At 49.2% G+C, this 23,375-nt stretch carries 18 protein-coding genes and 1 tRNA gene; 3 read left to right on the top strand and 16 right to left on the bottom strand.

Annotated features, from left to right (window positions below; all coding sequences use genetic code 11):
- Positions 1-108 precede the first annotated feature (108 nt).
- The 6 genes from lonB to AC1VOR_RS17755 all read right to left on the bottom strand — a co-directional run bounded on the left by lonB (position 109) and on the right by AC1VOR_RS17755 (position 7,798).
- Positions 109-1,827: an ATP-dependent protease LonB gene (lonB, locus tag AC1VOR_RS17780; RefSeq protein ID WP_482619729.1), complete on the bottom strand. Its 1,719-nt coding sequence runs from the start codon at positions 1,825-1,827 to the stop codon at positions 109-111.
- Between the two features lie 124 nt (positions 1,828-1,951).
- Positions 1,952-3,073, bottom strand: a complete 1,122-nt coding sequence (gene ispG / locus AC1VOR_RS17775) for a flavodoxin-dependent (E)-4-hydroxy-3-methylbut-2-enyl-diphosphate synthase (protein ID WP_482619727.1) — start codon at positions 3,071-3,073, stop codon at positions 1,952-1,954.
- A 105-nt stretch (positions 3,074-3,178) separates the two neighbouring features.
- Complete coding sequence (gene clpX / locus AC1VOR_RS17770) at positions 3,179-4,441, bottom strand: ATP-dependent protease ATP-binding subunit ClpX (RefSeq protein WP_482619726.1); 1,263 nt, start codon at positions 4,439-4,441, stop codon at positions 3,179-3,181.
- Between the two features lie 12 nt (positions 4,442-4,453).
- Positions 4,454-5,044: an ATP-dependent Clp endopeptidase proteolytic subunit ClpP gene (gene clpP / locus AC1VOR_RS17765; RefSeq protein ID WP_059049617.1), complete on the bottom strand. Its 591-nt coding sequence runs from the start codon at positions 5,042-5,044 to the stop codon at positions 4,454-4,456.
- A 255-nt stretch (positions 5,045-5,299) separates the two neighbouring features.
- A complete protein-coding gene (gene tig, locus AC1VOR_RS17760) occupies positions 5,300-6,742 on the bottom strand; it encodes a trigger factor (protein WP_482619723.1) in 1,443 nt (480 codons plus the stop codon).
- A 168-nt stretch (positions 6,743-6,910) separates the two neighbouring features.
- Positions 6,911-7,798: a hypothetical protein gene (locus tag AC1VOR_RS17755; RefSeq protein ID WP_482619721.1), complete on the bottom strand. Its 888-nt coding sequence runs from the start codon at positions 7,796-7,798 to the stop codon at positions 6,911-6,913.
- 198 nt (positions 7,799-7,996) lie between these two features.
- On the opposite strand from AC1VOR_RS17755, the gene AC1VOR_RS17750 reads away from it, so the two are divergent.
- Positions 7,997-8,070: transfer RNA gene (locus AC1VOR_RS17750), tRNA-Arg, on the top strand.
- A 647-nt stretch (positions 8,071-8,717) separates the two neighbouring features.
- Positions 8,718-10,067: a glycoside hydrolase family 64 protein gene (locus AC1VOR_RS17745; protein ID WP_482619719.1), complete on the top strand. Its 1,350-nt coding sequence runs from the start codon at positions 8,718-8,720 to the stop codon at positions 10,065-10,067.
- A gap of 62 nt (positions 10,068-10,129) precedes the next feature.
- On the opposite strand, the gene AC1VOR_RS17740 is transcribed toward AC1VOR_RS17745, so the two are convergent.
- The 7 genes from AC1VOR_RS17740 to AC1VOR_RS17710 form a co-directional block, all read right to left on the bottom strand.
- Positions 10,130-10,852: a DUF4274 domain-containing protein gene (locus AC1VOR_RS17740; protein ID WP_482619717.1), complete on the bottom strand. Its 723-nt coding sequence runs from the start codon at positions 10,850-10,852 to the stop codon at positions 10,130-10,132.
- 45 nt (positions 10,853-10,897) lie between these two features.
- The gene (locus tag AC1VOR_RS17735) at positions 10,898-11,848 is read right to left on the bottom strand and encodes an L-lactate dehydrogenase (protein WP_482619716.1); all 951 of its coding nucleotides are present in this window, start codon (positions 11,846-11,848) and stop codon (positions 10,898-10,900) included.
- A 176-nt stretch (positions 11,849-12,024) separates the two neighbouring features.
- The gene (gene nikC / locus AC1VOR_RS17730) at positions 12,025-12,921 is read right to left on the bottom strand and encodes a nickel transporter permease (protein ID WP_482619714.1); all 897 of its coding nucleotides are present in this window, start codon (positions 12,919-12,921) and stop codon (positions 12,025-12,027) included.
- Positions 12,922-12,933: 12 nt separating this feature from the next.
- Positions 12,934-13,938 (bottom strand): ABC transporter permease, encoded by a 1,005-nt coding sequence (locus tag AC1VOR_RS17725; RefSeq protein ID WP_482619712.1) that lies wholly within the window; start codon positions 13,936-13,938, stop codon positions 12,934-12,936.
- A 39-nt stretch (positions 13,939-13,977) separates the two neighbouring features.
- On the bottom strand, positions 13,978-15,630 hold the full coding sequence (locus tag AC1VOR_RS17720) for an ABC transporter substrate-binding protein (protein ID WP_482619710.1): 1,653 nt from the start codon (positions 15,628-15,630) through the stop codon (positions 13,978-13,980).
- 98 nt (positions 15,631-15,728) lie between these two features.
- Positions 15,729-16,727: an ABC transporter ATP-binding protein gene (locus tag AC1VOR_RS17715; RefSeq protein WP_482619709.1), complete on the bottom strand. Its 999-nt coding sequence runs from the start codon at positions 16,725-16,727 to the stop codon at positions 15,729-15,731.
- On the bottom strand, positions 16,724-17,713 hold the full coding sequence (locus AC1VOR_RS17710) for an ABC transporter ATP-binding protein (RefSeq protein WP_482619707.1): 990 nt from the start codon (positions 17,711-17,713) through the stop codon (positions 16,724-16,726). The genes AC1VOR_RS17715 and AC1VOR_RS17710 overlap by 4 nt, the downstream gene beginning before the upstream one ends.
- 658 nt (positions 17,714-18,371) lie before the next feature.
- On the opposite strand from AC1VOR_RS17710, the gene AC1VOR_RS17705 reads away from it, so the two are divergent.
- Complete coding sequence (locus AC1VOR_RS17705) at positions 18,372-18,953, top strand: thioredoxin family protein (protein ID WP_482619705.1); 582 nt, start codon at positions 18,372-18,374, stop codon at positions 18,951-18,953.
- Positions 18,954-19,069: 116 nt separating this feature from the next.
- Here the strand turns inward: AC1VOR_RS17705 and AC1VOR_RS17700 are convergent, their stop codons facing one another.
- Genes AC1VOR_RS17700 through AC1VOR_RS17690 form a run of 3 tightly spaced genes read right to left on the bottom strand, consistent with a single transcriptional unit; the run spans position 19,070 to position 23,337 of the window.
- Complete coding sequence (locus AC1VOR_RS17700) at positions 19,070-21,508, bottom strand: hypothetical protein (RefSeq protein WP_482619703.1); 2,439 nt, start codon at positions 21,506-21,508, stop codon at positions 19,070-19,072.
- Positions 21,509-21,541: 33 nt separating this feature from the next.
- Positions 21,542-22,384 carry a carbohydrate ABC transporter permease gene (locus AC1VOR_RS17695; protein ID WP_482619702.1) on the bottom strand — a complete coding sequence of 281 codons (843 nt, stop codon included), beginning with the start codon at positions 22,382-22,384 and terminating at the stop codon, positions 21,542-21,544.
- On the bottom strand, positions 22,381-23,337 hold the full coding sequence (locus AC1VOR_RS17690; RefSeq protein WP_482619701.1) for a carbohydrate ABC transporter permease: 957 nt from the start codon (positions 23,335-23,337) through the stop codon (positions 22,381-22,383). The genes AC1VOR_RS17695 and AC1VOR_RS17690 overlap by 4 nt, the downstream gene beginning before the upstream one ends.
- Positions 23,338-23,375: the final 38 nt, after the last annotated feature.

Raw genomic sequence — 23,375 nt, 5'->3', positions numbered from 1 at the left:
TTGCTATTTTAGCAAATGTTCCATAAAAACACCAACGGGGAGCGGCTGCCCACGGCAACCCCTCCCCGTAATTTCACTGTCATGCGGCTTATCGTTCATCGACTTGGACTAGATCACTCCACCTTGCGAAGGTGACTCCGCATGCAGGAAGGATGCCGGAGTTGTTGCCAGAGCAAAATGCTCTCCGCCCATAGACACGTCCAGGCTCTTCTCTACCTCGGGGCCAAATACATGCTGGAACACTTCCGCCAGCGTCTCGACCGGAATGACTCGCAGTCCTTCCAAGCCTTCGAACAAGGACTGCCAGTTGTCCTTGGGAATCAACACCGTCAAGGCTCCCGCTTGAAGCGCCGACTCTACCTTGGATACGACACCTCCGACAGGCTTGACCTTGCCATGAATACCGAGTTCCCCGGTCATAGCAATCTGATGGTTCACGGGTATCTGCTTGATCGCCGAGGCTACGGCCGTAGCAATCGCCAGACCAGCCGAAGGGCCATCAATCGGTGTTCCCCCCGGGAAATTGATATGCAAATCATAATTCGAAGGGTTCAGACCGATACGCTGCAATACCGTAAGCACATTCTCCACCGAGCCCTTGGCCATACTTTTACGGCGTAACGTCCGGGTTCCTCCACCAATCTCCTCTTCATCCACAACACCCGTAATATGATAAACCCCTTTGCCTTTGTCGACAGGGACGGCTGTAGCCTCAATCTCCAGCAAGGTCCCCATATTTGCACCGTATACCGCCAACCCGTTCACGACACCCACGGCTGGGCTGGCCGGAATCTTGCGGTCTGGACGAGGGGCCAACTGACTGCTCGTTGCTACCCATTCCAGGTCTGAGGACAACAAGTGATCCCTTGACTCCGTCAAGGCAAGTCCAGCAGCCAACTGCACCATGTTCACGGCTTCGCGACCATTGGTAGCATATTTCTTAATGACCTCCACCGCCTCCGGACAAGGCTGAAAGCCAATTCGTCCAACGGCATCTTCGGCAATTTGAGCAATCTCCTCCGGCAACAAGGGTCGGAAGTATATTTCCATACAACGAGAGCGAAGAGCCGCTGGAATTTCCTGCGGAGAACGTGTTGTTGCCCCAACCAGACGAAAGTCCGCCGGCAAACCATTCTGAAAGATATCATGAATATAGGCAGGTGTGCCCGTATCCTCGGAGTTATAATAAGCACTCTCCAAGTAAACTTTGCGGTCCTCCAGCACTTTCAGCAGCTTATTCATCTGAGTCGTATGCAGCTCACCGATTTCATCGATAAATAAAATACCGCCATGCGCCTTAGTAACCGCCCCGGGTTTGGGCTGCGGAACGCCTGCAATTCCCATAGCACCCGCGCCTTGATAGATAGGATCATGCACCGAGCCAATAAGCGGGTCGGCAATCCCCCGTTCATCAAACCGGGCAATCGTTGCATCTATTTCTGTGAACTTGGCGTTAGACTTGAACGGAGACACAGGATTCTTCTTCGCTTCCTCCATCACCACCCGAGCAGCCGCTGTCTTCCCTACGCCAGGTGGTCCATAGATGATCACATGCTGGGGATTAGCGCTGCACAATGCCGCTTTCAAAGCCCGTAACCCATCCTTCTGCCCAACGATATCATCCATCGTGGCTGGACGTGTACGTTCTGCGAGCGGTTTGGTCAGCGATACTGCCCGCAGCTTACGCAGCTTCTCCATCTCTTTACGTGACTCCCTATCTATGGCGACACGGTTCCCTTTCTGGCTGCGTAATTGATTCCAGAAATACATACCAATGACAACCGCAAAAAACATCTGAACGGCGATGAGAATGACATTTAGCTCCATATTCGTTAGGCCTCCCACACTTTGACTGTTACTTGGTAGTATAGCCTTTTCCCTCCATCATCAAACAAAATGCAAAAAAACCGTCTGTAACCTTTGGGAGGCCACAGACGGTTGTATTAAATAATTACGAATTGGCGTGGGTACGGTGTTCTTTGCGTCCAGGTATTTCTCCTGTCGCCTCGAAGACCTCCACAATATGATCAATTTCCTTCTTCAGTTCATTCAACAGCTCTTCTTCAGGCACCTTACGAATCATCTGCCCATATCGGAATAGCAATCCTTCCCCACGAGCGCCCGCAATTCCAATATCAGCTTCGCGAGCTTCGCCTGGACCGTTTACAGCGCATCCCAGGACAGACACCTTAATCGGCACCTTCAGGTTAGCGATGTAATCCTCCACCTCATTGGCAATTGAGAACAGATCAATATCCAGGCGCCCACAGGTTGGGCAAGATACTAATGTCGCCGCGTTCGTAATAAGCCCAAAGGTCTTGAGCAATTCACGAGCCACCTTGACCTCCTCAACAGGGTCAGCACTCAAGGATATACGTAACGTAGAGCCAATGCCTTGAGATAACAATGCCCCGATACCCGCAGCACTCTTCACCGTACCCGAGAACAAAGTCCCGGCTTCCGTAATGCCCAGATGCAGCGGATAAGGAATAACCTCTGCCGCCTTGGTATAAGCCGCGATGGCCATAGGCACATCGGAAGCCTTCAAGGATACAATGATATCGTGGAAGTCCAATTCCTCCAAGATTCCGATATGGAACAGCGCACTTTCCACCATAGCTTCCGGAGTAGGAAATCCGTATTTCTCCAACAAATGGTTCTCAAGGGAGCCGGCATTTACACCTATACGAATCGGAATTCCCCGCTCCTTACAGGCCTTAACCACAGCCTCGACCTTCTCACGGCGCCCAATATTCCCCGGATTAATCCGTACCTTATCAATGCCGTTCTCAATAGCTAACAACGCCAGCTTATAATTAAAATGAATATCGGCAACAAGGGGGATATGAATTTGTTTCTTGATTTCCTTGATCGCCGCAGCCGCTTCTTCATTGTTCACCGTCACGCGTACCAATTGGCAGCCGGCCTCTTCCAATCGGAGGATTTCCGCAACCGTAGCAGCCACATCCGCCGTTTTCGTCGTACACATACTCTGGATGATCACTTCGTTGCTGCCGCCGATCGTCAGATTACCAATCTTGACCGGCCGCGTATCTTGTCTCAAGAATGTCATTCTTCGGTCTCTCCCATAACGACCAAGCTCCACCCCTGCGAAGAGCCTTGGCAGGCACATCAAGCACAAAGGTGGAGACCCCGGTCTTTATTTTACGCGACTAGCTTACGCGCTTTCTTCTTGTTTTTTGTTCTTCTTGGTTGTGGCGGTTAATTCAGGCACGGCCTTCTCCTGAACGACTTGTTCAGTAATTACGCAGTCCGTCACATCGTCACGAGATGGTACTTCATACATCACGTCCAGCATAATGCCTTCGATGATGGCACGAAGTCCACGCGCTCCCGTATTCCGCTTGATCGCTTCTTGAGCGATTGCCTCAAGCGCCTTCGGTTCAAATTGCAGACTAACGTTATCCAGCTCAAGCAGCTTCTGGTACTGCTTGACAAGCGCATTCTTCGGCTCGGATAGAATACGAACCAGCGTCAGTTCATCAAGCGGCTCCAAGGTCGAGATAACTGGCAGACGGCCTACGAATTCGGGAATCAGGCCGAATTTGAGCAGATCCTCTGGCAATACCATGGACAGGTATTCGCCCGGTTTGAGCTCTTTTTGTCCATCACTGACTGCGTTAAAGCCGATAACCTTCTTACCGATCCGACGTTTGATCATTTGCTCCAGACCATCAAAAGCACCACCGCAGATGAACAAGATGTTGGTCGTATCGATTTGGATAAATTCTTGATGAGGATGCTTACGTCCACCTTGTGGTGGGACTGAAGCAACCGTACCCTCCAGAATTTTCAGCAGGGCCTGCTGAACCCCTTCCCCGGACACATCACGAGTAATTGAAGGGTTCTCTGACTTGCGCGCAACCTTATCGATTTCATCGATATAAATGATGCCGCGTTCCGCCTTCTCTACATCGTAATCGGCGGCTTGAATCAACTTCAGCAAAATATTCTCTACGTCCTCACCCACATAACCAGCCTCTGTCAAAGAGGTAGCGTCAGCGATAGCGAACGGTACATTCAAAATTTTGGCCATGGTTTGAGCCAGCAATGTCTTACCGGAGCCTGTGGGTCCGAGCAACAGAATGTTACTCTTCTGCAACTCGACGTCTTCAATCTTGCTTTGCGTATTTACCCGTTTGTAGTGATTATATACAGCAACGGACAACGATTTCTTGGCTTGTTCCTGACCGATAACATACTGGTCCAGAATGTCACGAATTTCCTTTGGTTTTGGAATTTCCTTGAGGTCCAGCTCTTCCTCATGGCCAAGTTCTTCCTCCACAATTTCGGTGCACAACTCGATGCATTCATCACATATATAAACGCCCGGTCCTGCTACAAGCTTACGAACCTGCTCCTGCGACTTGCCGCAGAATGAGCATTTGAGTTGACCTTTTTCGTCGTTAAACTTAAACATGTAAACACCCCTTTACAAATTAGTGGGCTTGTTGATGACCCGGTCGATAATCCCGTAAGCAGCAGCCTCTTCCGCGCTCATGAAAAAGTCGCGGTCCGTGTCGCGCTCGATCTTTTCAAGGGGTTGACCCGTACGATCCACATAGATTTGGTTTAATTTTTCCTTCGTCTTAATGATCCAGTCGGCATGGATTTTGATATCCGCAGCCTGACCGCGCACCCCACCAAGCGGTTGATGGATCATAACTTCACTGTTAGGAAGTGCGAAGCGTTTTCCTGGGGCCCCCGCTGTTAACAGCAAAGATCCCATGCTCGCCGCCATTCCCACACAAATAGTGGACACATCGGGCTTGATGAATTGCATTGTATCATATATACCCATCCCCGCAGTCACGGAACCACCCGGAGAATTGATGTACAGGTGAATGTCTTTCTCAGGGTCCTCAGCCGCCAAGAACAACAGTTGAGCAATCACGAGATTGGCAACTTCATCATCAATTGCGTTACTGAGAAAAATAATGCGATCTTTAAGGAGTCTCGAATAGATGTCGTAAGAACGCTCTCCACGACTCGTCTGTTCTACGACCATAGGTACCAGACTCATGCGACCAACCTCTTTTCCTTTTCAGTTTCCCTTGCGCTTACAGAAACATTCTACCATGTTCAAAGCGTCATGTCATTTTTCACACCATACAGTTTATGTTTGCCTCCACATATTATATAACCGAAGGCTTGTACTCGCTAAATGGAAATATATGTATCGTTAAAAGGTGAAAAATTAAGGCACGCATTTGAGTATACGTGCCCTAACTGTAATGATGTATTCAGGCGAAGCCTCCGTCTAAAGGATAATGACTTATTATTCTTTATCTTCGGCTGCTTCCGCTTCTTTTTTGTCAGCATCTGCCGCCTTGGCCGTTTTCTTCGTCGTTTTCTTGGCTGCCGGTTTTGCTTCTTTTTCTGCTTTTGCTTCCTTGTCTGCCTTTGCCTTCGGTGCTTCTGCTTTCTCAGCAGGAACTTCCTTGCTGTTCTCCAGCAAGAAATCGATCGTCTTGCGGATCAGGATTTCTTCGTTCAATCCGCTGAGCGAACCATTGGCTGCAAGGATGTTGCGAATCTCTTCTGGGGAACGTTTGTAAGCTTCCGCCATATCGTTAAGTTCCTTATTAACTTCATCTTGAGTAACTTCAATCTTCTCAGCTTTGGCAATTTGCTCCAATGCCAGGTTATTACGAACGCGCTTCTCGGCGTCACCTTGCATTTGTGTTCTGAGATCATCCACCGTTTGACCGGAGAAGCCCAGGAACATGTCCATGTTCATCCCTTGGGAACGAAGACGGTTGTCGAAATCGCGGACCATGTTGTCCACTTCGCCTTTGATCATGGCTTCAGGAATTTCGACTTCTACGCTTTCACCAATCTTGTCTACCAGAGCGGATTCACGAGTTGCCTTGCCTTCTTGCTCTTTGCGTTTGCTCAGTTGGCTCTTCAGATCTTCCTTGAACTCGTCCAAGGTATCGAATTCGCTAACGTCTTTGGCAAATTCATCATCCAGTTCAGGAAGCTGTTTGCGTTTGATTTCATGCAATTTCACTTGGAAAACGGCTTCTTTGCCGGCCAGTTCTTCCGCATGATAAGTCTCCGGGAAGGTTACCATTACGTCCTTGAAGTCGCCGGTAGCCAGTCCAACCAACTGTTCTTCGAAGCCAGGGATAAAGGCATTGCTTCCCAGTTCCAAAGAATGACGCTCCGCTTTGCCGCCTTCGAAAGGCACGCCTTCGATGGAACCGTCAAAGTCGATAACAACTGTATCGCCATTTTGAGCAGCTTCCTCATCGATGACAACGAGTTCAGCATGACGTTGTTGCAAGCGTTCCAGTTCCTCAGCAAGCTCCTCTTCGCTCACTTCAACGTTAACAGCCGGTACTTCTACGCCCTTGTATTCGCCAAGCTTCACTTCAGGTTTTACAGTAATTGTAGCTTTGAATTTAAATGCTTGTCCTTTAGCAAATTGCTCAACGTCCACTTCCGGACGATCCACAGGGAAGATATCCGTTTGATCAATCGCTTCGCTGTAAGCTTCAGGCAACAAAATGTCGATTGCATCTTGATACAAGCTCTCCACACCGTAACGAGCTTCAAAGATAGCCCGAGGCACTTTCCCTTTACGGAATCCAGGTACGCTTGCTTTTTTTACTACTTTTTGAAAAGCTTTATCCAGTGCTGCGGATACACGTTCCGCATCCACTTCGACCTCGAGAACGCCGAGGTTCTTCTCTATTTTTTCCCAAGTTGCTTTCATTTTATGCCTTCCCCTCCAAATTTCACATATACTTTAATATACTGAGCCCGAATCGCGAATAAAGCAGCTATCAGGAATCAGTATAGCTGTCTCTATGAGCACGTTCAGAATAACCACTATATTATAAACAACAATAGGTTTTTTTACAAGAGCAGGCTTAAATGCGAGTTATTGATTCCGGTTTTGGCTTGTTGACATAAACTTGCCGAACGTTCGGCAGACCTGCTCGTAACGGAGTCTCAATTCGTCGGTAATGCCATATAGCGAGCGGATTTCTTCCTCCGTCTTCGCCCCGGGCAAACTGTCTGCCACCATTTGATGCAGGGCGGCAGCCCAAACGTCGAGTACCGCATCCTCATCACCCAGCAAGGAGCGGTAATCCACAGTACCGTATAACGCCATGACCAATTGCAGCCATAATTCCTGTGCGAAATAGAACAAGGTTGGATCATGCACTTGTGTCTGATGTCCCACACGCTCCAATACAGCTTGTACCGCCGCAGGAAAGTCCTCAGGCTTGAGCGGTACCGACTCAACCTCCACCTCAACCCATTCGCCGCCGCGAAAAAACGACACCGTCCCCGTATACCCACGACGGCGTAGCGTTTGCAGCACTCGATATTGCAGCATCGGATGGAGCTCCGTCTGGCTCAACCAGGCGGTCAGTGCTTCATCGACTTCCCCCTGATTCACATAGGCTAATTGATCGAGAGCAAGCAAAGTTTGCTCTGAGAATGGGCGGCCCATGGCAGCTTGCAGCAATTTTTCCATATATGTAGAATCCTCGGCCAGCTTCGCCTCCACATGTCGGCGAGCCAGTGATTCCTCGGTCTCTTCATCCTCTTCGTCACCCACGGCTCCGGAGGCACCATTCTTCAAGGTAGGAAATGCGCCGATGAGCCAATCCAGCAGGGCTTGCCATTCCTCATAGTGACGCGGGTCTTCACCCTGGCATTGCAATAGGAATTGCAGTAATTCGACCGCTTCTCCGTATCGCTCCGTCTCCAACATGCGAGTCAATTCAATTTGATAATAATCCAACGTCTTCGGGAACAAAACGACGTTATCCTTCTCCTCGGGTCGTAAACCGCTGATAAGGGCACCTCCTATCTCCGTATTTCAGTTAATTGAGATTATAGCACAGTCTTGGACGAAGGCAAAAAGCAATATCCGCCAGGATATCAAACTTTTTTTATTGCTTCTTTCCCTCTGATATGATAATATATTTTTTGCTTGCATTTTCTATATTGAGATGTCCCAGTAGCTCAGCTGGATAGAGCAACGGCCTTCTAAGCCGTCGGTCAGGGGTTCGAATCCCTTCTGGGACGTATAAAAAGAATCGGTTCAGTTTGAACCGGTTCTTTTTGCGTCTCATGGGGATGAGAACCCCTTAAGGGGTTCGTCGTAGTGAGACAGTCTGTGCACGGCAGAATGGTGAACGGAGTCTCGCGCCGGAGCGCGAGTATCCCTTCTGGGACGTAAAGTATAAAGGCTCCTTTTTTGAGGAGCCTTTTGTCGTCACATCGGGATGAGAACCCCTAAGGGTTCGTCGTAGTGAGACAGTCTGTGCACGGCAGACTGGCAGACGGATACTCGCGCCGGAGCGCGAGTATTCCTTCCGGGACGTGCCCTTCTATTTATTTGGGCAAAGACCAAGGAGTTTAGGTACCCCGTACCTAAACTCCTTGGTCTTTTTGGTGCCTCCCATCTGCTCAACCGATTACAAATAGCCTAAAAAGACATTCGACCTACTTCGAGAGTAGTCGTCAGGAACCAAATTAACAGAAGAGAATGCTATCCTAACCTGTCTATCCCCTCTATTAGATGAAGTAATTTTTTCTACAAGAACAATATTTTAAATTTTTAAACCTATTTCGAAATTTATACACTACTATATTTTGTAAAATAATGATAATATTTGTATGTCTATTATTGAGACAGCGCTTTTATCCCATTTATAGAGGAGGAGTTTTTAATGTTGCGAAAAACTATGTCTTACCTGCTGATTTTATCTTTACTACTGGTTTCTACAGTAATCTTCGGTACGAAAGCCAAAGCTGCGGATTATGCCCAGGGCGTTGAATTGTCGGGAAGCACAGCTACCGTATGGTTCAAGTCTACAGTTAACACAAGTTGGGTGGATATCCATTACTCCGTGAACAATGGGGTGCAACAGAATTTACGGATGACTTACAATAACCAGCAATCCCGGTATGAGCAGACCGTCCCGGGAATTGCCTCCGGTAGCGTGCTGGCCTATTCATTTACTTATAATAATGGTGCACCGGCATATGACACCAACATCTTTACCTACACTGCCGGCTCCACCCCGCCTCCCACTTCTTCCAACTCCATCTATGACGTTAACCCTTCATCAGTTCCTACGCCACCAGACGGGGCCGTCTCTGTAAAAGTCATGAATGGAACACAAGGAACATACAATGACAATCAAATTTATTGGGGCGTGCTCGGTATCAACCCGGTAAATGAACAGTGGAGCTATCTGGATCTGAACGGCAACCTGATTCCGATCTCCACAGCTTTAAATGATGCACCGGGACATTTAACCAAGAACGGTGTGAATTATGCAAATATTTATCACAAGGTCAGCGATTCTTCCTGGATTACCTTACCCAAGATCACTTCGGGCCGGATGTTTCTGAGCGTAGGCACGCCCATGTTCATCAAAACCTTTAATAATGGGTTTGCCGGACCGGATCTGAAGAATCCAACCGATCCCCATCTTGATATCATTTTTGATTTTGTTGAGTTCACCATCGACAATACCGGATATCATGGCAACACCACTCGGGTCGATGGATTTGGCTTCCCGATTCAACATCGCCTGATTAACAAATCGGGTTCCTTCGATCAAACCGTAGGCGAGCTCGAATCCGAAACACGAAGCGGTATCTTCGCTAAATACCAGGCCGAGGTTCCAGCAGAATTCAAACCTCTCGGCACACTTCTCGCTCCTTATCGCATCGTGGCCCCCGTATACGGGTCATTCGCTCCAGGCGGAGCAAATGCCAACTATTTTGCCGGATACGCCCCATACAGCGCCAAGGATATTTTCCTGTGCGACGGAGCCTTGACGGATGCGGCAACCTGCGCAGCCATTAATCGCCACGTGTACACTTCTGGAGACTGGAACAATGTATCCAATTACTATCAAGCTGCACCGGCCAATTATTATGCCAAGTTCTGGCATGATCACAGCATTAATGGGTTGGCCTACGGCTTCGCTTATGATGATGTCAATGGCCAGGCTTCTTACCTGGAGGTAGGTGATCCGAAAGGCCTCATCATCCGCGTCGGCTGGTAAGGCTCAGAAGAGAAGGAGGGACCCCAGCCTTGGGCTGAGAGGTCCCTTCCTTTTTTAGAAAACTATAATAGGCACCCACTGGTTCCCCGAGACCCTAACCGCTCGCGAATTTTCAACGCCAACTCTTGGCAAGCGGCATCCTCTGGATATCTCAATTCCTCAGCTTCTATCCCCACCCAGTAATCCCCATCCAGCAATTCGTACATATCCATTAAGGTTATCGGTGCAATGTTAGGGTTAGAGAATGCCGTCAACATAGCTTGTGGACCATCGTCCCAATTGTATTGCTCGACCACAGCCTGAAGCAATACGGGAGATTCCAGGGCTTGGATCAGACCGCAGACCTTATCAAGAGATTCTTCATATATAATAGCGTCAACCGTCTCTTGCTCCTCATCGGTTAAGGTCAACCTGAGCGCTCCCTTTGTCTTCAGCAGCTTGTCGGCAAGCTGCTTGCTGCGTTTGCGGGCTGCATGCCATGCTGTTCCCAAAATGCCATGGGGTGAATCCAGATGACTTCCTGCTTCCAGTAGCCTATCAATAATCTCGGGTTGGTTGAACTTGACGGCCTTAATCAATGCAGTTTCTTTCATTTTATCTTCTATTTCCAAATCCGCACCATGGTTCATCAACAGCTCTACAGACTGGACAGGTGCCCGATTCGTTATTAGTAGCATTAACGGAGTACGCCCTCTGGAATCGCACCAGTTCACATCCCCACCTTCGGTAAGCGCCTGGCGAATGGCTTCAAGGCCCTTACTCTTGCAGATCTCCGTCCAATTCACTGACAATCGTCTCCTTCATTAAAAGTAAATATTCTTGCTTCTGGCCTAATGCGTCAGACTTGCCATAGCCGATTGAATTACCCCGCAGGAACGCTCAAATAGTAGCTGCTCCTCCGGAGATAGTTGCAGCTCAAGCACTTCCTCAATCCCGCCCTCTCCGATGATTGCCGGTACTCCTACGCATACGCCAGACTGACCGTATTCCCCTTCGAGAACCGCCGATACAGCAATAATCTTATGATCGTCATTGAGGATGGAGCGTACAATATACGCCAAGGCATTCCCGATACCGAATTGAGTATTGCCTTTTCGGGTAAATATCTCCCAGCCTGCATCCCTTGTCTTGCGAGCGATATCATCCAGATTCACATGCGCGAACCGCTCCTTGTGCTGCTCGAGGATATGCAATAATGGCTTCCCGCCGATGGTAACATGTGACCAGGCGACAAACTGAGAATCACCATGCTCCCCCATCGCGTAACCATTCACACTACGCGGGTCAATCTCAAACACCTCGGACAGCAACGTCTTTAATCGAGCAGAGTCAATGGAGGTCCCTGTTCCTATGACCCGATTACGCGGAAAACCTGACACATCACGTACGATATGTGTGACAATATCCACCGGATTGGCCGCAATCACGAATACGCCCTGAAAACCTCCCCCTACAATGCGTTGTACGATATCTCGCGTGATCTTCTCCGCATCCTCCAGTACGTCCAGTCTGGTTTGTCCCGGCTTTGGATTTGCCCCTGCGGTAAGCACTACCACATCGACGTCACTGCAATCCTCCATTCGCCCCGCCGACACCTTGGTCCGGGTTGAGGTGAAATCCATGCAATGCGAAAGGTCTAGCGCATTTGCAACCGCTCGTTCATAGGTTCGGTCAATCATCATAATCTCATCACTGATCGATTGATTAATCATGGAATAAGCGCAGGCCGTCCCTACTAAACCAGAACCAACGATGCTTACCTTCCTTGCTTTTCTAGCCATACCTCGGCCTCCCATCCATCCTGTTTGATGGCTCTATTATGTATTTGATTATAACTGAAATTTCGGCATGTGTCATATTAACTAACATCACTGACAGACTAGTTCATGTCCTTCTAATCACACGAAAAAAGACTGCCGGGGGAACCCACCCCGGACAGTCTTATGTAGCCACTTTGCTAGTTCTTCATTCGAGGGTCCAACGCATCGCGCAAGCCATCTCCCATCAGATTGAAAGCCAATACCGTCAACATGATTGATACCCCCGGGAAAACAACCGTCCACGGAGCCGTAGCAATAAATTGCCGCGAGTCGGACAACATTTTGCCCCATTCAGGAGCAGGCGGCTGTGCGCCTAGCCCCAGAAATCCCAAAGCAGCCGCTTCAATAATTGCCGTGGCAATTCCCAGCGTCCCTTGCACAATAATTGGGGTCAAGCTATTCGGCAATATATGACGAAGCAGGATGCCGCTATCCTTCATGCCGATGGAACGTGCCGCCGTAATATACTCCTCATTCTTCAAGCCAAGCACCTTGGCCCTTACTAGCCGCCCATAGGTCGGAATGTTGACAATAGCGATGGCTAGCAAGGCATTTTGCAGGGAGGGACCCAGAATGGCGACAATGGCAATCGCCAGCAAGATGCTCGGGAAGGCCAACAAAATATCAAACATGCGGGAGATGATCATATCTACCCATTTGCCATAGAATCCAGCTAAAATGCCAAGTAATGTCCCCAAAATGATGGAGCCCACCACCGAGAACGTACCTACCCACAATGAAATGCGCGCCCCATACAGCACACGGGTAAATAAATCTCGACCCAAATCATCCGTGCCGAACCAGTGCTCGGAAGATGGAGGCTTCAGCCGATCAGCCAGCTCCTGGGCCTTATAGTCATAAGGGGCAATGACAGGAGCCAGCAAGGCGATCAAGACAAAGAATACAATCATGATCAAGCCGGCCATAGCGATTTTGTTCTTGCGGAAAGCCCTCCACGCATCGTGCCAAGGTCCGGAAACCTTCTCCGCCTGAATTACGGGGGCGTTATTCGTGCTCGTCGTAGCCTGTGCCATGGTTTCCCTCCTTTAGCGATAACGAATACGTGGATCGACTGCTGCATACAGCAAATCCACAATCAGATTAATAAATACGAACAAGAAGGCAATAATCAGAATCCCGGATTGGATGACCGGATAATCCCGGGAGCTAATGGCTTCATAAATATATCTCCCGACACCAGGCCAGGCGAATATCGTTTCCGTCAACACTGCGCCACCGAGCAGAGCACCCGTCTGCAATCCAATTACCGTTAATACAGGAATAAATGCATTCTTAAGTGCGTGCTTATAAACAACGATGAATTGGGACAAGCCCTTCGCTTTAGCGGTACGAACGAAGTCAGAACTCATCACCTCAAGCATACTGGAGCGAGTCATTCTGGCGATGACCGCCATAGGAATAGTGCCAAGTGCTACACTCGGTAAGATCAGATGGCGAACTACTGTCCATAATTGATCCCAGCGGCCCGCAATCATACTGTCGATAAGATACAGATTGGTGATCGCCTCCACTGGGTCTCGCTGATTCATCCGGCCAATGGAGGGAAGCCAGTGGAGCTTCAGTGAGAAGATCCACTGTTCCATCAGCCCCAGCCAGAATATGGGCATCGATACACCAATCAGGGCGATCAGCATTGAGATGTAATCAAACCAGGAGTTTTGTTTCCATGCGCTGATGATACCTGCATTTACTCCAAAGAAGATAGCAAAGGCCATTGCCGCAATCGTCAGTTCCGCGGTTGCTGCTAAATAAGGCGTAATTTCCTGGGCAATCGGAACTCTGGTACGGATGGATTGACCCAAATCTCCCTTCAGCAAATCCCCCATATACATGAAATATTGCTGATACCAAGGGTTATTCAGACCCAATTGCTCACGAAGCGCCTCCTTGGACTGCTCCGTGGCCTTCTGGCCCAAAATAGTCTCGGCCGGGTCACCAGGAATCGCATGAATAATAGAAAACACGATGATTGTCATACCAATCAGGACAGGGATCATGATGAATAATCGTTTTAAAATATAAGCTTTCAAGCTGAGGCTCACCTGCCAGAGGCGTAAAAATACCGCCTGTTATTCAAAATGGATGTTGCTGTAATACTCCGTTCCCGTTGGTGCCGGAACATACCCTTTCAGGTTGGCCTTAGCAGCCAGCAGCGGCGTTGTATGCACGAGTGGAATCCAAGGTGCGTCCACCTTAATGATTTCCTGGGCTTGCTTGTAAAGCTCTTCCCGCTTGGATTGCTCGGTTTCGGTTTGTGCCGCAACGAGCAACTCATGCAACTCATCATTGGCATAATAGCTGTAGTTATTGGACGGAATAGCATCTTTGTCCAGCAGCGTATACAAGAAGTTGTCCGGGTCCCCATTGTCACCGGTCCACCCAAGCATGAACAAATCATCCTTCTCCCCGGCTTGCGCATCATCCAGATAGGTCGCCCATTCCGGAGATTCAATGTTCACTTTCACGCCAATTTTCTCAAAGTCAGCCTGGATTACCTCAGCGACCTTCTTACCATCGGGCATGTAAGGACGGGGTACCGGCATGGCATAGAAGGTGTACTCACCTGGCAAGCCGTCAGCGTAACCCGCATCAGCTAACAACGACTTGGCTTTCTCCAAATCATATTCGTAATCGGTGATGCTGTCGTTATAACCCCACAGAGACGGAGGCATAGGATTCTTGGCCGGCTCTGCTTGACCTGCAAAGAAAGCATCAATAATGGCTTGTTTATTTACAGCATGGCTCAGTGCTTGTCTGACCTTCACATCATTAAATGGTTCTTTCTTCAAGTTGAAACCAACATAACCCACGTTGTTGGAAGGACGTTCAATCTTCTGCAACTCCGGATTAGCTTCCAGCGTGGCCAGATCATCCGGACTTAAGTCTTCCATTAAATCGATCTCACCGCTTTGCAAGGCATTAAAGCGAGCAGAGTTGTCAGGAATAGAGCGGACAATCACTTTATTCAGCTTAGGAAGTCCTTCCTTCCAATAGTCGGCATTCTTCTCCAGGGTGATGGAATCGTTGCGCTTCCACTCCTTGAACACGAACGGTCCGGTTCCTACAGGCTCATTCTTGAAGTTCTCCTTCTTCTCTTGAATTGCCGTCGGACTGGCAATGCCAAAGGAAGTCATAGCCAAGTTCTGCAGGAATGGAGCTTGCGGTTGATTCAGCGTAATTTCTACCGTGTTGGCATCCGTAGCCTTGACCTCTTTGATGACGCGTTTGCCATCCGGACCAAACATGGAATCATAGTAATCAAATGAATCTCCTTCAAATTTGTATTCACTGGCAGGATCGGACCAACGAGTGAAGTTGAACACCACGGCATCAGCATTAAAATCGGTTCCGTCATGGAACTTCACACCCTGACGCAGGTTGAACGTGTACGTCAAGCCGTCGTCGGAGACCGCCCAATCTTCGGCAAGAGATGCTTGAACCTCCGTGGTTCCTTCTTTATACTCCACCAAGGAGTCATAGACTTGGTGCGCAATCTTGAGCGACTCCCCATCGGTGACGATCGCAGCATCCAGCGAAGCAGAATCGCCGCCGCGGCCAACGATTAACGTATCCTGAACGGATACTAGCGGTGTATTCTCTCCCCCATTGCTCCCCTCGTTGGTGCCAGCGGCACCGTTGTTGCTGCTCCCGCAACCCGTAAGGGCAACGGCGGCACTAAGCATCATAACTAAAACGACACTACTCCATCTCTTTACTCTCATATTTGTGGCTCCCTTCTGAATCACGATTATTTTTAGGTGTTTATAAGAAGCCAGACCTAAGGCCCAGCTATAAACCATGGTTTATGCCCCTGTTGTTATCAAGCTAGATGAGCCTGGCCGGCAGCACGCATCTCTGTGAATAAATGACAGGCTGTCAGATGCCCTTGGTCCGTCTCGGCTAACTCGGGACGGTGCGTGTGGCAGACTTCCATCGCTTGGGGACATCGCGTGTGGAATGCGCAGCCGATGGGCGCGTTAGCCGGGCTCGGAACCTCCCCTTGCAGAATGATCCGCTCCGGCTTACGGTCTGGATCAGGCTCTGGCACGGCTGATAACAGCGCTTGAGTGTAGGGATGCTGCGGCTTAGTATACAATTTGTGCTTGTCAGCAATTTCCACAATCCGGCCCAGATACATGACAGCAACTCGGTCACAAATGTGCTTCACAACGCTAAGGTCATGCGCAATAAAGATATAGGTTAATCCGAATTCTTCCTGCAAATCCTGGAGCAGGTTAATGACTTGAGATTGAATGGACACATCCAGCGCTGAGACAGGCTCATCCGCCACAATAAGCTTCGGTTGCAAGGACAGGGCTCTGGCTATTCCTATCCGTTGTCGTTGTCCTCCCGAGAATTGGTGAGGATAACGTTGCAAATGACTTTGTGTTAGCCCAACCACATCAATAAGCCGCTGGATCATGGCCTGGCGTTCTTTCGCATTCCCCATTCCGTGCACAATCAGCGGCTCTTCCAGAATCCGCTGAACAGTATGACGTGGATCCAGAGAAGAGAAAGGGTCCTGGAACACAATTTGCATGTCCTTACGCGTGCGTCTCAGTTCTTCCGAGGAAAGTGCGGTAATCTCTTTCCCGTCGAAGATCACCTTTCCCCCGCTAGGTTCAATCAGTCGCAGGATAGAGCGGCCGGTCGTCGATTTGCCGCAGCCACTTTCTCCTACCAGTCCAAAGGTTTCCCCTTTGTATACGTTGAAGGAGATATCATCCACCGCTTTGACCAACTGCGGAGACTTGCCCCATCCTCCCCCGATCGGGTAATATTTCTTCAGATGTTCGACTTGCAATAAAGGTTCACTCATACGACTTCCTCCTGTGGCGTTTCATGAAGCCAGCATCGGCAATGATGCGCCGATTCGCATTCCTGTAATTCAGGAAGCTTCTCCAGACATACCGGCATGACGTTCTCACACCGTTCAGCAAAGCGACAGCCCGTTAGCTCCGTGTTCAAAATGGGCACGTTACCGGGAATGGAGAACAAACGCCTGCGGTCTTCATCCATACGAGGCACGGATTTAATCAAGCCTTGCGTATAGGGGTGCAGTGGATTTTTAAAAATATCATGCACACTTCCTTCTTCCACCACTTTCCCTGCATACATCACCGCTACCCGGTGACACATCTCGGCAACTACGCCAAGATCATGGGTAATCATCATGACAGCCGTACCATTCTCTTCGTTCAGACGACGAATCAAATCAAGAATCTGCGCCTGAATGGTTACATCCAGTGCAGTGGTGGGTTCGTCGGCAATCAATAATTCGGGACTACAGGAGATCGCCATCGCAATCATGACCCGCTGCCGCATGCCGCCGGACAATTGATGCGGATACTCGTCGATGATAGCTTCTGGCCGCGCGATACCAACTCGTCTCAACATATCGATGGTATGCTCCCGCGCTTCCTTCTTGCTGAACTGGCGATGTAGCCGAACCGTTTCTCCGATTTGCTGCCCCACGGTGAACAACGGGTTCAACGAAGTCATAGGTTCCTGAAAAATCATGGAAATGGAGTTCCCACGGATGGATCGCATTTCACGTTCCTTCATCGCAACGATGTCCTGCCCCTTGAACAAGATTGAGCCTCCGGTAATTCTCCCGGGCGGCTGCGGAATAAGCTTGAGTATGGACAGGGATGTTACGCTTTTCCCACAACCGGATTCGCCCACGACACCCAAGACTTCCCCGGGATTAACATACAAATTAACACCATCAACCGCCGGGATTTCACCTCGATCCGTAAAAAAGTGTGTGTGCAAATCCTCAATTTGCAAAATGGGTTGAATCATGTCACAGCCTCTTTTCTTCACAAAAATAAATAGACAAAACCATCCACCAGTTGTGGACAATTGTGCATTATATCTTCTTCGCTGCAATACACTAAAGAAAGAGAAAAAACGATATTATATCAGCGAATAGTTACTAGTTATACGCTTGATTTGGATAAACTAAATGTCTTTTCAGTATGGACAACTGTGTGTTCTTGCTTCTTTGCTGTATTTGGATAAAGTAATGAGTAAAATCATCTCGCTGTTCGAGGCTATATCATGCATCACATTAGTTCCACTATATGTGACAGATAATCGAACTGAGGTCAATTTGCGTGTGAGGTATACTAACGCGAAGGATGAATTGGTTTATTTGTTAAGTTACTTTACATTATTTTTACGTTAGAGACAATACAATTTTTTCTATTTCTCTCCTTTATAAAAAATTTCCAATCTCTCTTTTAGGCTCAAAACCAAAATCAGTGCTTGTTATGTGTACGCCGAGGTACTACGGGTTAGTAGAATTCTTCCGATCGCTTCCCCTCATGGATTTCCTTGATTTAATAAATTCATGCAAGGTTGAGCCCTCTTTAAAATGGAAATTAAAAATTGAGATAATAAGGTTGATAGAGTACAATGCTAGTAAGCGCTTCAAAATTTCATAGGGAAGGTGATCAGTTTGAGTTTCACGTTGGAAATCGGATCCAAGGCGCCGGACTTTCTGCTGCCGGCTACGGATGGCCAGACGTATTCCTTACAAAGTTTCTCCGAATCTCCGGTGCTTGTCGTGTTCTTCACCTGTAATCATTGTCCTTACGTCGTTGGCTCTGACGAAGTCACACGTCAGACTGCCGAGAAGTTTAAAGAGCATGGTGTTACTTTTGTTGGCATTAATGCCAATAGCGAAATTACGCATCCGGATGATTCTTTTGAGCATATGGTCAAGCGAATGGAGGAACAACGTTTTCCTTGGGTCTATTTGCGGGATCGGTCACAAGAGGCCGCTAAAGCCTACGGCGCTTTACGAACACCCCATTTCTATGTATTTGATACCGAGCGTAAGCTGGTCTATACCGGCCGCGGGGTAGATAACCCTCGTGAGGTTAGCAAGATGACAACAAATGATCTTGAGCGTGCTTTGTCCGAGCTGGTCTCTGGCAAGCCGATTTCCGTCTCCTTAACGAATCCTATTGGCTGCAATGTCAAATGGGAAGGTCAGGATGCCCACTGGATGCCGGCCGATGCCTGCGATTTGGTATAAACAAGGATACACTTATTGCATGAAGCCGCAGAGCTAATTCTCTGCGGCTTTTTGTACGACATCATTCTGTGATAGACTGCGCAAGCACGTCTCCTTTCCTTGCACGCTGTTCATAACTAATCTCCCGGCTCTACCTCCCGAAGCTCCCCCTCCTGCAACCAGGCTTCCCGAAGCTGTCTTCCAGGCTTAGCTTGCAGGGAAAGTCCCTCTTCCAGCATAACTATTTTTTGCGGATAAGCGGCATAGCTCGTGATACGAATCCCCCTCTGCTCCTCGCTCAAATATCCGTTAATGCACTTCAGCTTACCGGAGGCTAACCGGTACACATAGGCAGTCGTTCCAAATCCGAGCAGGTAAGCCACAAGCTCTTCCCCCATGTCCCAATCATCTCCGGTTACACTGGAGAACAGGGCGGCAAAAAGTGGATCATCTGCATGCTGAAACACCGACTGACCGAAGCGGTTCCGCGACAACATTGGCATATTCAGATTAGGAGCTACTACACTAAAAGTAGAAGCCGCCTCTCCCGGCTGCAGCCGCCTGGGGGTGGAACTGACGTTCCAATCATAACCGTTGAATACCGCCATCGTAGCCCGATAAGAGGCTTCAAGATACTCCGGATTTCCCAGATGCTCGTAAGCCACCCGCGAGGAAGCCGCTACTAATCCCCCCCATAACGAATGGATCATGTAGGACAACGCTTCCCACCATCGATCCGGATTCTGCCCCCGATAATCGTTGCTGAAGCCGATGTTGGCCAGAATTAATTGCCCGTATTTCTCGGCTTCTTCGCTCATCCCAAGATGCAGCAATGTTTCGCAGGTTGGGCCAAATCCAGCGTTATCATAGAAATGCTCGGTTACAGCCCCGGCGAATTCACGAGTATCGTGACTCAATCGTTCGCCAAAGCTCTCCCAAAGGCCCTTTAGCTTGTCGTACCATCCTTCCATCCCCGCTGCCTCCAAACCTGCCAGCAAATCATCGATGTAAAGGATTAACACGCCACTCAGTCCCGTTTCGTCCTGTTCCCGCTGCCCCGCATGACAAGCCGGGTCGAGCCGGATGCTCATCACCTCGGCGGCCCACTGCAAATACGTCTGGGGTAAGTTCAGCTTCAAGAGCGCCCCCTCCATTTGCGAGAGCAAGTAGAAGACATGGGCGATATAGTCCAAGTCAAAAATACGGTAGAACGAGCCGTATAAGGCCCGAGGTCTGGTGAAATCACCGTCTTCAAACCAATGATTTCTCAGATCAAACACCGCCGAAGCCTCTGCCTTATGCACCTGTTCGGCCACCGGAGCAGCCAGCTTGTTCTTCATCAGCAGGAAGTTAAGCTTGCCCAAAGACTCTCCTTGATTGGATAGGGGCAAGAAGGCATGAGGCCTTCCCGCCTGCCCTGTCTCATCATAACTTTGCTGGCATAACCACTCTGCCCGCTTCTCCAGCATTTGATCAATCGGCTCCAGGACGTTCCAGACCAAGATATCTCTACGTCCATCTTCCATGATTAATTCCAGCCTGCGTTCCCCGGGATCATGCGGGTGATATCGTATTTGATAGGGTCCTTCGGCCTGTTGCTCATTCCTAGTTACAAGTCTTGTTATATCTTCCGCAGCCAGACCCCGTTCTCCAGCAGATGGCCCATCAGCCGTAACCAGACGAAGGGATTTGAACTTTTGCCCCAGCGGCAGCTCCAATTCCGCCTCGAATGGCCCGCCTTCCGTCAACACCGGCGTATACGACCAGCGTGGGTGGCCATGCTCCAGCGCCTTACGGTAGAAATCCTCTCTCCCCTGACAGGCAGTGAACACATACTCCCAGCGGAGCTGTTGCCCTGCCTCCAGCATCACCGAATGGTAATTCTCCTTATAAATCCAGTCTGTAGCCACCAATTCTGGCATGGAGGCTCCGTTCTCCACCAACCCCAAACGATGAAACACAACCCCATCCAAAGAAGGCGACACCTGCTCCAGGAAGCGGTTCTCATAGCGGCAGAAGGAGCCAAAGGCGGCCGTAGTGCCTTCTTGCCCGTAAATGCCCAAATGCGGGACTTCATGGCTGCGCCGGATGGCAGCAAACTTGGCAAAATCTCCGCCTGTATGAGCAAATATCGCACAGGACTGCTGCATGTTGCGCAGTACATTCTCGTCTCGGAACATGATATAGGCTAATGAGAACCATATATGCAGACCATCCAGGGTGATGGGCACGTCCAGTGCGTTACGACAAGTAATACCCCAGCGCAGCCGCTCTTCCTCCAAGGTATAGGTCAAGTCCACCTCCAGCATTTCCGCATGGAAGCCAACCGTCAGGCCATTCTCACTGGCCTGCATCCTGGTTGGAATATAATCACTGCTGTTGATGCTCTTCCCCTCGACCACGGCACTCCATTCCCCGAATAATTTATCGATCGTGTCAGAATACCCGGCTTCGAGCAGATATTCCGGGTCCACAACCCAGTTCATGGCACTGGGATCGTCCTTGAACCGAAAACTCTTCACCGCGCCGCGAGAAGTAAATTCCAATGCGAATGTTGCATTTTCCAGTATGTTCATCAGACTCCTCCACCCTCCGTCAGTCGGCTGATTTTACTTTTTGACCCCACTCAGGGAAATGCCCCCCAGAATCAAGTTCTGTGTAAAATAGAACAGCGTGGCCGGGAAGAGCACCGACAAGCAGGAGATGGCCATCAGCTTTTCGTATTCGATATTAAAGGCGTTCTTGAACAGGTTAATCCCAAGTGGCAAGGTGTACATGCTCTGGTCGTTAATGAAGATAAGCGGAGTCAAAAACTCATTCCAGCACCACACAAAATGAAATACGCCAATCACTACTACAATCGGTCGGCATAAAGGTAAAATAATGCGTTGATAGATGTGCCAGCGGTTGCATCCATCAATCTCCGCTGCCTCATCCAAGTCCTTGGGGATACCCATAATAAATTGTCTGGCCAGGAAGATGAAGAAGGCGGAACCAAAGGCTCCGGGCAAAATCATCGGCCACAGCGTATTAATCAGCCCCAGCTTGTTATATTCGATATAAAGAGGAATCGCCGTCACATCCCAGGGAATGACCATCGTTCCGATGACTAGCAAAAATAACGAGTTCCTGCCCCAAAAGTTAATTCGCGCGAACCCGAAGGCAACCATCGTGGCTGACAGCATGGCAAACGGTGTAGACACCCCCACCACAATCAGGGTATTGAGCAAAAACCGGCCAAATGGCTGGGCATTCCACGCGTTGATAAAGTTGCTCCATTGGAATGATTCCGGCAGAAGCTGCGGCTTCGCCGTAAAAATATCCTCCGGCAGCTTAAGCGCCGTGGACAACATCCAGGCAATCGGGAACAGGAAGGCCGCTGCTGTCAGCCAAATCAGAATTTGAAATATGATCGTGTGTATTCGCTTCTTGCCTATGGACGTCTGCATCATCGCCCACCTCCGTCCGCTTCGTAGTAAACCCAGTATTTGGACGATTTCAGAACCAGCCCGGTCAGCAGGACCACCAGGATGAACATGACCCATGCCATCGCCGAAGCATAACCCATCTTAAAATGAGTAAATGCGTTGCGGTAGACATGCAGAGAGTAGAAGTAAGTCGAGTTGGCCGGTCCGCCGCCCGTCAATACGAAGGCCAGCACGATGGTCTGGAAGGCTGAAATCAGACTGGTCAATATGTTAAATAAAATGGTCGGCGTAATCAGCGGTAACGTAATATTAAAAAATTTGCGCACCGGACCTGCACCGTCGATATCCGCAGCTTCATAATATTCTGAAGACACCGAGCGCAATGCCGACAGGTATAGCACCATCGGCGAACCGACGCCCCAAAGGGCAATGAACACCAGCGCATATAAAGCCACGTTCGGGTCAGTCAGCCAATGTACGCGTGGCAAGCCAACCTGTTCAAGCATATAGTTGACCGGGCCAAAGTCATCATTCAGCATCCAACTGAAAATCAAAGCCAAAGTCACACCCTGAATCAAGGATGGCAAATAAAAAATGGCTCTAAAAAACTTGATTCCATAAGTGGCTCGGTTCAGCAATACGGCAATCACGATAGCGAACACCACTTGAAGTGGCACCATCAGGAACACATATTTGAACGTGATCCCCATCGCCTTGAAATAAAACGGGTCGTTCGTAAACATATGGACATAATTTTCAATGCCGATATATTGTGGACTTCCCGTCATATTCCACTGCGTAAAGCTGATCACCAGGGAGAAGACCAGTGGGAAAAACATGAGCAACATAAATCCAATCAGCCAAGGGGAAATAAAGAACAAACCCGCCAAGTTCTCACGCCGTTGCTTCCGTCTTCGTGAACGACGCGTCCCGACTAAGTCCGGCTTGGTCGTCGCCAATTTTGCCTCTGCTAACATCTCTCGCATCACCTCAATCGTTTGGAGGATCAGGAAGC

The sequence above is a fragment of the Paenibacillus sp. 1SOY10 genome (genome assembly GCF_056836745.1).
Note: the sequence above shows the minus strand (reverse complement) of the source record. Positions and strands in the feature narration are given on the sequence as shown.

Bases quoted from the DNA above. Each gene is read 5' to 3' on its own strand.
- lonB (WP_482619729.1), bottom strand. From the start codon at position 1,827: ATGGAGCTAAATGTCATTCTCATCGCCGTTCAGATGTTTTTTGCGGTT.
- ispG (WP_482619727.1), bottom strand. From the start codon at position 3,073: ATGACATTCTTGAGACAAGATACGCGGCCGGTCAAGATTGGTAATCTG.
- clpX (WP_482619726.1), bottom strand. From the start codon at position 4,441: ATGTTTAAGTTTAACGACGAAAAAGGTCAACTCAAATGCTCATTCTGC.
- clpP (WP_059049617.1), bottom strand. From the start codon at position 5,044: ATGAGTCTGGTACCTATGGTCGTAGAACAGACGAGTCGTGGAGAGCGT.
- tig (WP_482619723.1), bottom strand. From the start codon at position 6,742: ATGAAAGCAACTTGGGAAAAAATAGAGAAGAACCTCGGCGTTCTCGAG.
- AC1VOR_RS17745 (WP_482619719.1), top strand. From the start codon at position 8,718: ATGTTGCGAAAAACTATGTCTTACCTGCTGATTTTATCTTTACTACTG.
- AC1VOR_RS17735 (WP_482619716.1), bottom strand. From the start codon at position 11,848: ATGGCTAGAAAAGCAAGGAAGGTAAGCATCGTTGGTTCTGGTTTAGTA.
- nikC (WP_482619714.1), bottom strand. From the start codon at position 12,921: ATGGCACAGGCTACGACGAGCACGAATAACGCCCCCGTAATTCAGGCG.
- AC1VOR_RS17720 (WP_482619710.1), bottom strand. From the start codon at position 15,630: ATGAGAGTAAAGAGATGGAGTAGTGTCGTTTTAGTTATGATGCTTAGT.
- AC1VOR_RS17715 (WP_482619709.1), bottom strand. From the start codon at position 16,727: ATGAGTGAACCTTTATTGCAAGTCGAACATCTGAAGAAATATTACCCG.
- AC1VOR_RS17710 (WP_482619707.1), bottom strand. From the start codon at position 17,713: ATGATTCAACCCATTTTGCAAATTGAGGATTTGCACACACACTTTTTT.
- AC1VOR_RS17700 (WP_482619703.1), bottom strand. From the start codon at position 21,508: ATGAACATACTGGAAAATGCAACATTCGCATTGGAATTTACTTCTCGC.
- AC1VOR_RS17695 (WP_482619702.1), bottom strand. From the start codon at position 22,384: ATGATGCAGACGTCCATAGGCAAGAAGCGAATACACACGATCATATTT.
- AC1VOR_RS17690 (WP_482619701.1), bottom strand. From the start codon at position 23,337: ATGTTAGCAGAGGCAAAATTGGCGACGACCAAGCCGGACTTAGTCGGG.